The sequence below is a fragment of the Aureispira sp. CCB-E genome (assembly GCF_031326345.1).
GTDB lineage: Bacteria > Bacteroidota > Bacteroidia > Chitinophagales > Saprospiraceae > Aureispira.
Map to the genome: position 1 here is coordinate 4,833,420 of NZ_CP133671.1, position 13,052 is coordinate 4,846,471.

General features: G+C 35.8%; 10 protein-coding genes. 4 read left to right on the forward strand and 6 right to left on the reverse strand.

Annotation, left to right across the window (positions count from 1 at the left end; translation table 11 throughout):
• Positions 1 to 246 precede the first annotated feature (246 nt).
• From QP953_RS18695 to hemL, 3 genes are all read left to right on the forward strand, one after another.
• Complete coding sequence (locus QP953_RS18695) at positions 247 to 2,076, forward strand: alkaline phosphatase PhoX (RefSeq protein WP_309552342.1); 1,830 nt, start codon at positions 247 to 249, stop codon at positions 2,074 to 2,076.
• Positions 2,077 to 2,194: 118 nt separating this feature from the next.
• Complete coding sequence (locus QP953_RS18700) at positions 2,195 to 4,027, forward strand: cytochrome c peroxidase (protein WP_309552343.1); 1,833 nt, start codon at positions 2,195 to 2,197, stop codon at positions 4,025 to 4,027.
• A gap of 247 nt (positions 4,028 to 4,274) precedes the next feature.
• A complete protein-coding gene (gene hemL, locus QP953_RS18705; RefSeq protein ID WP_309552344.1) occupies positions 4,275 to 5,564 on the forward strand; it encodes a glutamate-1-semialdehyde 2,1-aminomutase in 1,290 nt (429 codons plus the stop codon).
• A 160-nt stretch (positions 5,565 to 5,724) separates the two neighbouring features.
• On the opposite strand, the gene QP953_RS18710 is transcribed toward hemL, so the two are convergent.
• The 4 genes from QP953_RS18710 to QP953_RS18725 all read right to left on the reverse strand — a co-directional run bounded on the left by QP953_RS18710 (position 5,725) and on the right by QP953_RS18725 (position 10,353).
• The gene (locus QP953_RS18710) at positions 5,725 to 7,305 is read right to left on the reverse strand and encodes a hypothetical protein (RefSeq protein ID WP_309552346.1); all 1,581 of its coding nucleotides are present in this window, start codon (positions 7,303 to 7,305) and stop codon (positions 5,725 to 5,727) included.
• A gap of 248 nt (positions 7,306 to 7,553) precedes the next feature.
• Positions 7,554 to 8,414: a UDP-2,3-diacylglucosamine diphosphatase gene (locus QP953_RS18715; RefSeq protein ID WP_052599409.1), complete on the reverse strand. Its 861-nt coding sequence runs from the start codon at positions 8,412 to 8,414 to the stop codon at positions 7,554 to 7,556.
• A gap of 2 nt (positions 8,415 to 8,416) precedes the next feature.
• Positions 8,417 to 9,064: a class I SAM-dependent methyltransferase gene (locus QP953_RS18720; RefSeq protein ID WP_052599408.1), complete on the reverse strand. Its 648-nt coding sequence runs from the start codon at positions 9,062 to 9,064 to the stop codon at positions 8,417 to 8,419.
• Between the two features lie 122 nt (positions 9,065 to 9,186).
• Positions 9,187 to 10,353 carry a BtaA family protein gene (locus tag QP953_RS18725; RefSeq protein ID WP_309552348.1) on the reverse strand — a complete coding sequence of 389 codons (1,167 nt, stop codon included), beginning with the start codon at positions 10,351 to 10,353 and terminating at the stop codon, positions 9,187 to 9,189.
• 341 nt (positions 10,354 to 10,694) lie between these two features.
• On the opposite strand from QP953_RS18725, the gene QP953_RS18730 reads away from it, so the two are divergent.
• Positions 10,695 to 11,375: a hypothetical protein gene (locus QP953_RS18730; protein ID WP_309552350.1), complete on the forward strand. Its 681-nt coding sequence runs from the start codon at positions 10,695 to 10,697 to the stop codon at positions 11,373 to 11,375.
• 144 nt (positions 11,376 to 11,519) lie between these two features.
• On the opposite strand, the gene QP953_RS18735 is transcribed toward QP953_RS18730, so the two are convergent.
• Together QP953_RS18735 and QP953_RS18740 are read right to left on the reverse strand one after the other, a co-directional pair.
• Entirely contained in the window at positions 11,520 to 11,789 is a 270-nt protein-coding gene (locus tag QP953_RS18735; RefSeq protein WP_309552352.1) for a hypothetical protein, read from the reverse strand.
• Between the two features lie 216 nt (positions 11,790 to 12,005).
• Complete coding sequence (locus tag QP953_RS18740; protein WP_309552354.1) at positions 12,006 to 13,052, reverse strand: thiamine phosphate synthase; 1,047 nt, start codon at positions 13,050 to 13,052, stop codon at positions 12,006 to 12,008.

Consider the following 13,052-nt stretch of genomic DNA (forward strand, 5'->3'; position numbering starts at 1 on the left):
TTTACACAAACGAAAGATAAAAGCAAAATTCACACAAGACTCCAACTAGCACAACTAATAGTTTTTCAGACCGTTAAACAATTCCCAAAACAAATATTGTTCAAATAAACTACTTAACACCAATTTCAATATTCTTTATCTCTTCCTTTAATTTAGGTTAACAAATAGGCGGTACTTTTGCAGCGGAAATAGACTTCCTGTGACTAGGAAAAAACATTCATTACAACACTTTATCAAACCTAAATTATGAAAAAGCTAACACTACTACTTCTTTGTGTTTTCTTTAGTGCTACTGGATTTGCACAAATCCAATTTGACGCCACTATACAACCTGCTTTTGGAGCAGAAACGGTACTTATGCCACCTTCTCCATTAAAATCACAAGTGATTTTTATCGGGGGGTATGACATGGTAGAGGCAACAGCAACTTATGGGCAGCCAGCTCAAACTGTCGTTTCTAAAGATTGGAATGACTTTATTGGATTTACACCTGATGCTTCAGGACAACACTTGGGATGGATTTCAATCAACCATGAAAAAGTTGTTTCTAATGACAACCTTGGAGATGGCGGAGGAATGACAACCTTTTTAATTGATAGAGATTCCTTGACAGATTCTATCATTGTAGTCAATCAAACATTATTAGATGGACGTTCTGGAAAATTCTTTAATGTTGACTTTGTTAATCATACAGGTGAAACAGGAATGAATTGCGGTGGTATTACGTCTACAGTAGATGGAAGAATTTGGACAGCTGAAGAATGGTTCCGTGGAGACAACACTGATATTGCAGATAGAGATACTTCTTTGTTTACGATCGGTACAGGTACTGCCAATGGACAAGCGGCTCCTGCTGGTTTTCCTGGTTGGAATGGTCAGACCATTCAAAAATACCAAAACTACAACTACATGACTGAAATTGATCCTCGACAAGCTGTAGCAATTCGCAAGCAATACAACTGGGGAAGACAAGCCTTTGAAGGTGGTGTTGTTATGCCTGACAACCGCACAGTTTACCTAACTGTTGACGATACTCCTGCCTTTTTTACCAAATTTGTGGCAGATAACGCAGGCGATTTTACCGTAGGCAAAACTTATGTATACAAACAAGATGCAACTGGTAGCAAATGGATTGAAATTGATAATACAGATCCTAATAAAATGCTTAACTTCAAAAATGAAGCCGTTGCAGTTGGAGCAACAATGTTCAATCGTTTGGAATGGATTGCCAAAGATCCAAATTCTAACAAAGTATATTTAACTGAAACAGGTCGTGACAACCCTGCATCAAGATGGGCGGATGAGTCTGCTGCTGGTGCAACACACGCTACACATACGCTTAATAGAGCAGCTTTTGTACAAGGTACACATCCTGATTCTAGTGATTACTGGGACTACTATGGTCGTGTTTTGCAATTTGATCCTGCCACCGATGCCATGACATCGTTCTTAGAAGGAGGTCCTCATTATGCCAATTCACCAGATTCTACGCACTATCCTTACAACCACCTTTCTAATCCTGATGGTTTAAACTTTATCAATGTTAATGGTCAATCTTATATGATGATTTGTGAAGACTTAAATGGTACTTCTCATGGTAGAGTTCCTGCTGGCTTGTCGGATAGAACTTGTGAATTGTACTTGTTTGATATGTCTGATAACACGCCTACTGTAAGCGATTTGACACGTATTTCTGTAGCGGCTAAAGGAGCTGAAATCACAGGGGCAATTGCAAGTCCTGACGGAAAAACAATCTTTGTTAACTCTCAACACCCTAGCAGCAGCAACCCTTTCCCTTACAACCACTCTTTAACGTACGCCATCACAGGTTGGGATCAAAGCATTACTACGATCAAAAATATCCAACAAGAACAAGCGGACTATGATTTTTATCCAAATCCTGTTTCTCGTACAGTTTATTTCAAAGAAGTAGGTGATTTTGCCATTTATGATTTGCATGGTAGAAGGTTAGAAGTCTATAGAAATGTTAACCAAATTGATGTTGCCCACTTGGCAGCAGGTACTTACTTCATACAAAATAAGGCAGGTATAACTAAAAAACTGATTGTTCAATAGTTTGTCATACACATTATTAGTTTAAAGCAAGATTCTGTAGGGATTTACTTCCTTACAGAATTTGCTATTCTACCCAACAAGCATATATCTCTACGCTGTTACTAATTACACTATTCTTATGAAATATTCTTTCCTAATTATTGCGCTGATTACCTTATTTGTAATGGTTTCAAGCACAACAGATACCGCCTCTCCCAAACCCGAAACCTCTATTCCTACCCTTCAGATCAAGACCAATTTTTTGAGTCAATTGGATCAACTTCAAACACACTTGGAACAACTACTTTTAGATCTAAAAGATAAGAACATCCAACAAGCTAGGGCGACTTATCTCAAAGCTCGAATACCTTTTAAGCAAGCAGAATTTTTGATCGCTTATCTAGATCCTCAATTGTATGAACGTAGCATCAATGAATCTCCTTTGCTAAAACCTACTCCAAAAGTTGCCAACAAGGAAACACATTATCCTGGCGGCTTTCAAGTTATTGATGAACAGCTTTTTGAAGAGCAAGTCACTGTAGAACCAATTCAAAAAACTGTTACATACTTAAAAACAGAAATTCAGCGTTTTAGAACCAGAGTAACCTCTATTCGTTTTTATGATGCCATGATTATTCATGCGATGAAAGAGGCTCTTATTCGTTCCTTTACTTTAGGAATTACAGGTTTTGATACACCTGCTTCTGATAATGCTATTGAGGATTTCAAACAAGTCAATCAAGGTATTTTGAACACCTTACTCTCTTATAAAGAACGTTTTTCTCCCCAATTAATTTCAACTATAGAACAACAGTTTAATGCGATTAATTATGATTCTTTTGATGATTTTGATCGTTATGCTTATTTGGTTGGGCAGCTTATTCCTATATTAGAAAATCTAGAGGCGATTAGGGTCAGTGCTAATTTAGAAACCAAAGAAGAGTTAAATCGTTATCAACTGCCTCTAAATAGCAGTTTTACCAATCCCTTTCAAGCTGACTTTTTAAATGCCTCTTATTATACGAATATTCCTAATCAGCAAATACAATCGGCTCAAATTGAACTTGGCAAACAGCTTTTTAACGATCCTATTCTTTCAGACAACCTCAAAACATCTTGTGCCACTTGTCACAACGAAAAACTAGCCTTTACCGACCAATTAGAGCGCAGTATGAATGGAGATAAAACGCAGACAACTAGCCGCAATTCTCCTTCTCTAAATTACAGTATTTATGCCAGTGCTTATTTTTTTGATTTGCGAGCCCATGATTTGAAAAATCAATTTGATCATGTCATCCACAATGAAAAAGAATTTAACAGCGATTATACATCTATTATTAAGAAATTGCATCAAAATAAAGATTATCAACAGAAATTTGCAACAAGCTATGCTCAACACCCCAACCCAATCAGCACAGCAAGCATCAATCATGCTCTCAAAAGTTATTTGATGAGTTTGCCTCGCTTTGATTCGCCTTTTGATCAATTGGTTCAAACCAAAACGGAAACAATACCAGAAGAATTGAGACAGGGTTTTAATTTATTTATGGGCAAAGCTCAATGCGCTACTTGTCATTTTCCACCTACTTTTAGTGGCTTAGTCCCTCCTAGATATGTTGATTCTGAATCTGAAGTCTTGGGAGTCTTGGACGATGAGAATTTTGACCACCCCAAACTAGACAAAGACTTGGGACGAATCAACAACGGCATTACCAAAGATAACTATGATTTTTTTGCCAATTCATTTAAAACCGTTAGCATTCGGAATGTAGCTTTAACAGCACCTTATATGCATAATGGCTCTATCAAAACATTAGAAAAGGTAATTGAGTTTTATGACTTAGGTGGCGGTGTAGGAATGGGATTAGATTTACCACATCAAACTCTACCCGAAGATCAACTTAATCTAACCGATGCAGAAAAAGCTGCTTTGGTTGTTTTTTTAGAAAGTTTAACGGACTCAAACTATTAATGCCTTAGCCGAATAAGAAGCTACTGAATTTTGCACAACATTATCAGCACTTGTCGTCAATTTGGTCACCTTTTTACCATTTCTTGATAACAATCTATTGTCTTTTTTACATCTTTGTGCTCTAATAAGAATATTAATAATTAGTAATACTCTATTGAAAAATCAACGGGGTAATGTGATTAGCACAAGAACGAAACTTAAATGGCTTGAAGTAATATTTTGTGCTTACTAAAAAATAAAGTTAAAAATGCAAAGAAAGATTTCAGAAGAATTGTATGCAGAAGCAAAAAATTATTTTCCAGGAGGAGTGAGCTCTCCTGTACGTGCTTTTAAATCTGTAAAAGGGGCTCCTTTGTTTATCAAAAAAGGGAATGGCTCACAAATTTGGGATGAGGACGACAATCAGTTTACAGACTTTTGTTGTTCTTGGGGACCACTTATTTTAGGACACAATAATGATGCTATCCGAGAGGTTATCGTTGCTACAGTAGCAAATGGGACATCTTTTGGCACTCCAACTCGTTGGGAAAACAAACTGGGAAAGTTGATTCTTAACAACAACCGATTTATTGAAAAAATACGTTTCGTAAGTTCTGGAACAGAAGCTGTCATGTCTGCCATCCGTTTGGCCAGAGGCGTTACAGGCAAAGATAAAATTCTTAAATTTGATGGTTGTTACCACGGTCATGTCGATTCTCTATTGGTTAACGCAGGGTCGGGCTTGGTTACTTTTGGAGTAAGTAGCTCCGCAGGTATTCCTGAAGCGTTTGCGAAAGAAACTTTAGTTGCCCCACTAAATGATTTGGACGCAGTAGAAGCAACATTTAAAGAACATGGCAATCAAATTGCTTGTGTAATTATTGAACCAGTTCCTGCCAACAATGGTCTATTGCTGCAACATCGTTCTTATTTAGAAGGTTTGCGCAAGCTGTGTACACAATACAATGTGTTGTTGATTTTTGACGAGGTAATTTCTGGTTTCCGTGTAGGATTTGAGGGGGCTGCTGGTTACTACGATATTCAGCCAGATATTATTACTTATGGAAAAATTATTGGTGGCGGTATGCCTGTTGGTGCTTATGGAGCAAATGCCGAAATCATGGGTAATGTCGCTCCCGATGGTGGTGTTTACCAAGCAGGAACATTGTCTGGTAATCCTGTAGCTATGGCAGCTGGTTTTACAGCTGCTTCTCAATTACTAGAAGAAGGTTTTTATGCGAATTTAGAGCAAACAACACAAGATTTTGTAGCCAAAATTCAATCTTATTGTGATAATAAAGGTTATGAAGTTCATATCAATACCATTGGTTCAATCTTCTGGATTGCATTCTCCAAAGACGATATTCGCCGTGCCGACCAAATCAATCCTGATAGTATGGAGAAATTTAAAATCTTGCATGCTTATTTGCTTGACAATGGCATTTACTTAGGTCCTTCTGGCTACGAGGTAGGCTTTATTTCTTCGGCTCATACTACTGAAGAACTAGCTAATGCTGTTGACAAAATTTGTCAAGGTATGGATTTGGTGCATCAATAAGGCTCCTTTATTCTAATCAACTATTCCTTATAATATTTGATTATGCAATGCAGTAAATAAGCTACTTATTTACTGCATTTTTTATTAGGTATCTCTTCTCTTGGTAACAAAATCCTATCACTACTAGTGACAATCCCACATAAACTCACCTCAAAATGTCCTATTTTTTCTTAAATTTTAGTAGATAAGTAATGGGGTCTTCTTCCATATAAGCAATCACTTCAAATCGTTCAGGATTATTTTTGATGGTAGGGTATAAATATTTTGCTGTAGACGAATAGCCCAATTGATCCAAAACAACATAATCAACACCTTTTTTTTCTAAATCTTCTATAAATTCCTGCTGGTTCAATGTATTCTTATACGGTACGGAGTATTTATTGGAGTACAAACTGAATAAGATGGGCTTTCGACAGCAAGTTAACGAACCTCGTGGGGTATTTTCATTAACCCAATTGGCTAATTTAAAGTAGTTTGCATAGCTAATAGGATAAGGCTGTTTGCTTGCCCTTTCCAACGCCTTTAATGGCTCTAAATAACTGGGCACCAAAAATAATGCCCCCAGAAGCAGCGCAATGGGAATGTAAGGCACTTGTTTTTGGAAACGAACCTTTTGCGCCAAACTAGTAACAAGCTGCTCTATTCCATATACAAAAGCAAACAATAATAATGGAACAATTGGTAGAATAAATCGTATTCCATACCATACTTCGGGCCATAGAACTAGTATTCCTAAAAAGAAAAATAAATAGCTGCCGATTAATGACCTATATATTTTCATTTTATAAAGCCCTAACAACATGACTGATACTATACTCGCTCCTACTAAAAATTCGCCCCAAGATAGTGCTTCGCTATAACTAGTTATATTGACATAATTAAACGTACTCGAAGGAATTTCTCTCGCAATGTAACGCCCTATATTAGACACCACTCGCTCTATAAAATCTGCTATTCCTATCGCCCCTAATTCTGGTTCATAAGGATTTTTCAGCAATAAGCTTTTCATATGTGAATTTCCACCCAAGCTTCTTGATCTCAAATACCAAGGCAGCGAACACACTATAAATCCTAATCCAAATGCCAACAAATACTTTTTTTCCTTATTGATTAACAAATAGGTAGCTATTGCTAAAAACAAAGCCAGTCCCGTCATTTTAATATGAAAAACAAATACAACGCACAAGATTAACATAAAAAACAGCCCATTTTTGACAATAGGCTTATCGAAGTTAACCTTAGTAGCCATCCATAACGCTAAGATAGAGAAAAATAAAAATGATATTTCGCTCATCATTATATATGAGTAATTCAACAAATTGGAATTAAGAATACAAAATAAAGCAACAACAAATGAAATATGGTTATTTTGAGTAATTGATTTTAGCAACAAAAACAAGATAACCACAGCACTTATCAATAAAAAGCCATTGACTCTTTTAATAAATATGATTTCGCTTGAATAAGCTTTTGAAGCAGCAGCAACAACCAATGGATAACCTACAGGAAAATGCCTGTGCGGTTGCTTTGCTCTACTTGTTGTATTCACGTATCCTTGCCCCGTTGCTAAGGCTTGACCTAACAAATAGTAACTAATATTGTCGCCATTTAGGTTTATTTTTCCATCAAAAATACGGTTGTATACATAAAAAAAAGAAACTATAATTATTCCTAGATAAATAAGAGTTACTGCTAGAGAAGCCCGTTTATTGGGATGGGAAATTTGATTATCGTCGTTCATAAACTTAGGTTAGATATAAAATGGTGCAACTAATTTTACAAACTAACTAAAAAAATATAAAAATAAAAAATACAAAAGAACACAAAAGTTTCAAAAAAGGCTACCCACGCAAACATAACCACATAATAAACAAACCAATACAAACAAAACCTCTATCCCAATTTCTTAACTATTATTAATACAAAAAACCCCTAAGGCAACATACCCCAGAGGTTCTCTAACCCGTAAATACTAACCTGATAAACTTCTTATTGTAAAATAAGCTCTTTAAATATTTGTTGAACTTTTCCCTCCGTTACAGAAGCATAGACCATTTCATAATTAATCTCTTGTAATTCCTCCATTGGAATTGTCGTATCAAAATCAGCTTCATCATATTGATAAATAGACCAGTTTCCTTCTGTATATTCTAGTGCTGTTAAGTTTTCAATCCAGTCACCTGAATTAAGGTACATAGTGCTACCTTTCGACGTTGTAATGGTACGCATTTGTGGCTGATGAATATGTCCTAATACTACGTAATCATAGTTTTTTTCGATTGCCAACTCTGATGCAACTGTTTCAAAGTCTTGAACATATTTTACAGCCCGCTTGACACTATCTTTAACCTTTTTGGACAACGACATTCTTGGCTTACCCATTGATTTTAAGATATGATTGACCCATAAATTAATGGCTACCAAAGCATCGTAGCCCACCCCTCCTAATTTTGCCAACCACTTGGCGCAAGTAACAGAAGTATCAAATACATCTCCGTGAAAGAACCAAGCGACTTTGCCATCTAGTTCTAACAGTAATTTATTGTCCATATAAAAATTTCCCATTTGCAAAGGAGCAAATTTTCGCAACATCTCATCGTGATTACCTGTGAGGTAATACACCTTAGTCCCTTTAGAAGCCATTTTGATAATCTGACTAACGACTGCCAAATGAGATTTTGGAAAGTAGCTTTTTTTAAATTGCCAAATATCTATAATATCTCCATTTAGAACCAATATTTTAGGTTTTACAGACTTCAAATAAGTCAGCAACTCCTTTGCGTGACAACCATAGGTTCCCAAATGTATATCCGATAAAACTAGAAGGTCTAATTTTCTTCTTTTTGCCATTTTTATTGATACGATTTAATACCTACAAATGAAAAATATTCCCACATTCCTAAATAAGCTCGTTGTACATCGGATGATAAAGTAGAAAATTTATTTTCTAAAACAGGTAACAAGTGAGCGTCCATCCGAACATGATTGTTTTTCATGTGTAACTTAAAAATAGGGTTACTCGTTTGATGAAAATCAACCACTGCTATGATTCCACCTGGTTTTATATCTTTGTAAGCTTGATCGATTAATTCCTTCCATTGTGGGTTAATCATTGTCAACGCATAGGAAAATACCACCACGTCAAAGCTATTCTGGGTAGAGAAAGCAGTGTCTCCATAAGCCCTAGACAACAAATCAATTCGATTGGAGTAGGGAGCTAGTTTTTTCTTTGACAACTCTATCATGTCTTCCGAAACATCCATTCCTACCAATTGAGCATTAACATAATACGCTGCAAATTTTTCTAAATTATAACCTGTTCCACACCCCACCTCTAGTATTCGAATGGCAGCATCTCTAGCTATAGGCAACTGATGCACCAAATTCGTTCGCCCAAATAGGAACATCCATCGAGTGCTATCATAGATTTTAGATTGAAATTTGTAATACTTCTTCATCGCATGTTTTTGCGAACTAGTATCTTGAAATGCTGGAATCATAGTTTAATGTAGCTTAATCAATAAGTAGCTGTCAAAAAGGAACATTGCTTTATGTTATACTTTTCGCCCCACTTACTGGTGTGAAAATTATTTTTTATTAGGACAAAAGGAGGTATTTTTTTTTATCGAACAATCCCACAATAAACACTGCCATAAGTACCTACGCGATCTTTTAAATGTTCTGTAGCTGTTTGAGTATGCTCAAAATTTACTTTTTCTTGTACAAAATCAGGGAAGAAGTTGATTTCACTTGCCCCAGAACGCAACAAAATTTTGGTTCCTGGACGACTATTTTTAAGAATCAACCGCCATTCTTCTTTTAATGCTTTGGTATCATTGGCAGCCAACCAGTCTTGGTGGTCCAACAACACGTAATGGCTATATGCTTTGGGGTTTTGTTTTAAAAAATTAGAGATGGTCGTCGTGTGGGTTTGAATCTTGGTATGTGTTTCTTGCAAGCGTTCAAAATTTGCTTTCTTGAGGTAGTTCGGGCAACAATCTTCGGTGTAACGCCCATTAATATAAAGTTGCCAAAAATAGTTGTCTCGTATTGGTAACTGTGTAAAAATATAGCGCAAAGAGTCTTGTATAAATTGAATGACGCCCCCCATATATTCTGTTTCTACCAGTTTAGATTGGGTACGTGGAATCCCTAACAAACTCAAAGTAACAGGCTGTTTCATTGCCCACTGAATAAAATTCCCAATGATTTTCTGCTCTACTATATTGTACCAATAGGCTTGTATCTCTAAAGTAGGGGCATGTAGCAACTGTTGGACATTATCATACAAAGAGCGACGCAGACGCATATAACAACCAAACAACCAAGCAAAGGTACCTGCGGTACCATAAAAATAGAAACTTGGGCGAAAGCGATAAGCTCCAAAATAAGGTTCAATCTTTTTATCCCAAAAACGTTGCGCATAAGTAGGCAGATAATCTCTCAAATAGTTTTGATAACAATACTCTGGCGTTTCGTGGCTACCTTCTCCAAAAAAACGAAACAGTGTTTTGTAAGTACCTGCTTGATAAAATGCTTTTTTAAGTTCTAACAAGGCATTTTGGCGATAATTCACATCGACACAATGAATGGCAGTAGGGTCATCTAAGGAATAATCTAAAGCGTTGCATCCTGCACTAGTAATCATTACAACTTCACTCTCTTGATTAAGTTCCAACAGCCTTCTATCACACTCTGGATCTTCCCAACAAGTATTGTAGATTAAGTTATTGCCATGTATCTTACCAAACATCCAGTCTTTTGCTTTATTGGTTGCTAATTGAAGCATTGTTGTTCTATTTGTAGGTGGTTAGTTCATACACCATGCAATTCTTAACTCCTTCAATATTTTGAATTGCACTATGTACTTCATTTTGTCCTTACAAAAGAACAGCATTTCGACAATAACTGTACTAATATTTAGTTTAAGCTTATAAGAAATGTGTTTAATTATTAATTTACAAAAAGCACTCAAAATTAAGCTTTTGTAAAATTGTTTTTTTTCCACAGGTTACCTTTAAAGTTTATTTTCATCTAAAAAGAAAAGTAAAAATGAAACTAAAGATCTACATCTACATAGGCCTAACATTTATACTTCACTATCCTGTTTTTAGTCAAAACAAAGCTACGATGAAATCTAGTGGTGATACAATAAATTTAAAGTTAGCTAAGGAACATATCAAAAAAGGAACGCTTTATAAAGTACTATGGGATGATCTTTATGAACATATTGCTTTTTGTGAAAATAAAGTTGGGGCGAAATATGGTTTAAAAATTGAAGACCAAAGATTCTTTATGTGCGGGGGATATGTTCCTCCTCCTATAGGAGTTATTGACTACATTAATGAAATTAAAAAACACCTAGATAGTTTATATAGTCCCATTTGGAAAATATATTATGAAAAAGAGTTTGAATATTGTATGAATAGAGAATATAATAAAGAAGCTGTAATTTTTGGCAATGAATATTACAAAACTTATAAATTTCCTAATTATGCAGGGGTCTATTTTTTGAAAGGTTCTACTAGGCTCAAAAAGAGAGAAAAACCTTTAATAAAAACTCTCATTCAATGTTATACTAATAATACAAAGGAATATGAAATATTTATCTACTCCAGTGGGACAAAGGGAAAAAAACGGAAGATGCTCCAAGCAATATCCAAAATAAAAGCATATTTATTAAAACGTGGAGTAAAAGAAGAAGATATAAAAATAGAAAATAGCGAAATAATCAAAAAGTGCAATAAGTGCCCCCAAATTAATATTAGCATTTTAAATACTATTTACCTTCATATTATTAGAAAAAATTAAAATAGCAAGCAGTAAATTATAACATATGCCTCCTAAAACCCACAATAGATACTTTCTATTAAAGGCTTTGATTGTTAGTCTTTTACTTGTTATAAAGCTTGTATCTATCAACATAAGTCAAATTAACATTTAATTGACTTTCGCCTAACTCGCTTTTTTATGCAAAAAAACAAAAACCACGCCTCCTACTAGATTAGTTCCCAATAAATACTTCCAAAAATTATTCATAAATGCTGTTATTGGCGGAGTACATGGTTCATTAGGACAAGTTGTTATAAACGCCCCTGAAGCATCCAATTGATAGCGCAACAACAGTATACAGTTTGTTCCTATCAAAATTACTATTCCAATATACTGCATCCGTTGAAACAAAGGCGTTTTGTTCCTACCTTTTTCTGTAGCATCTAAAATCATTGTTTTCCTATTTTTAAGTAAGTGGGCAGAAAAAAATATAGCTAAAAAATAGGCTTATTTTTAGTGCTAATCGAAGAGGAACAGTGCAGCTTTACCTGCGGTGCTACTGCGTGGTAGCGGGCTAAAGCAAGATGTTTCGATGAAGAGTAGCGCAAAAAGAAGGTTGTTTTTTATATAGTTTTTTCTGAACGATTACTTACCAGCCTCTATGCTCGCCTAAAACAACTCCAACACCGTCTCACAAACCGAACGAGGATCCTCAGCATTCGTAATCAGACCAGACACCGCAATGCCATACACCCCCGTTTTTAACACTCCAACAATATCCTCTTGTCGAATCCCACCAATCGCATAAACAGGCAAATCAATCAAAGCCGCTTTCATTTTACTTAAAACATCTTGATACCCCTGAACACCTAGAATTGGACTCAACTTCTCTTTTGTAGTCGTGTATCGTAGTGGTCCCAGACCAATATAATCAATAGGCTCTTTAGACAATCGCACCACATCTTCCCACGTATTTGCCGTTCCTCCTATCAGTATATTTCCTACTATTTTTCGGGCTTCTGTTGGAGACATATCTTCCTTTCCCAAATGCAAACCATCTGCCCCTGACGCGGCTGCTACCTGTGGATTATCATTAATAGTTAACAAAGCATCATACTTTCGACAAAGATCTTTAGCCGCTAAAGCTGTCTCCAAATACGTTTCATAAGACACGTTTTTCATCCTCAACTGTACCCATTTGCAGCCCGCCTTACAAGCCTTTTCTATCGCCTCCAAATGTGTCAAATCTTTTTGCTCTTGTGAAACATAATGTAATTGAGGCAAGTCCTTTTTTGCCATGTTTATCTCTTCTTTTAGTGTTTTAAAATAATCTACTACAAAAGTATATTCTTTGCTTTTTAATCGTTTTCGAATTGCAGAAATTGGAAACGCAATAATGCCAGAAGCAGCATGTTGTACAGCAACATCTTTCCCATATGTATCTTGATAAACAATCCATTCAAAATTCAATTCATCAACCAATGTTTGCCCCAAGCCATATCCTAATCCCGTCACAATAGCAAATTTACGAGGACGCTGCCACCAAGATTCTTGCATAACACCTTTCAACACAACATCCAAAGCGGCTGCCTTATCGGTTATAAAATCCATTTGAGGAACGTATTTTTCAAAAAAAGCAGCAGCTAAATCCAGCGCGTCTTTCTTCCATTCCAATTCCTTTTTATTTAAAGCTCGTACTTCATATGCTTCTTTCAT

Excerpts from the sequence above, each read along its gene's own strand:
- QP953_RS18725 (WP_309552348.1), bottom strand. The coding sequence starts at position 10,353 with ATGCTTCAATTAGCAACCAATAAAGCAAAAGACTGGATGTTTGGTAAG.
- QP953_RS18700 (WP_309552343.1), top strand. The coding sequence starts at position 2,195 with ATGAAATATTCTTTCCTAATTATTGCGCTGATTACCTTATTTGTAATG.
- QP953_RS18695 (WP_309552342.1), top strand. The coding sequence starts at position 247 with ATGAAAAAGCTAACACTACTACTTCTTTGTGTTTTCTTTAGTGCTACT.
- QP953_RS18730 (WP_309552350.1), top strand. The coding sequence starts at position 10,695 with ATGAAATCTAGTGGTGATACAATAAATTTAAAGTTAGCTAAGGAACAT.
- QP953_RS18735 (WP_309552352.1), bottom strand. The coding sequence starts at position 11,789 with ATGATTTTAGATGCTACAGAAAAAGGTAGGAACAAAACGCCTTTGTTT.
- QP953_RS18710 (WP_309552346.1), bottom strand. The coding sequence starts at position 7,305 with ATGAACGACGATAATCAAATTTCCCATCCCAATAAACGGGCTTCTCTA.
- QP953_RS18720 (WP_052599408.1), bottom strand. The coding sequence starts at position 9,064 with ATGATTCCAGCATTTCAAGATACTAGTTCGCAAAAACATGCGATGAAG.
- hemL (WP_309552344.1), top strand. The coding sequence starts at position 4,275 with ATGCAAAGAAAGATTTCAGAAGAATTGTATGCAGAAGCAAAAAATTAT.
- QP953_RS18740 (WP_309552354.1), bottom strand. The coding sequence starts at position 13,052 with ATGAAAGAAGCATATGAAGTACGAGCTTTAAATAAAAAGGAATTGGAA.
- QP953_RS18715 (WP_052599409.1), bottom strand. The coding sequence starts at position 8,414 with ATGGCAAAAAGAAGAAAATTAGACCTTCTAGTTTTATCGGATATACAT.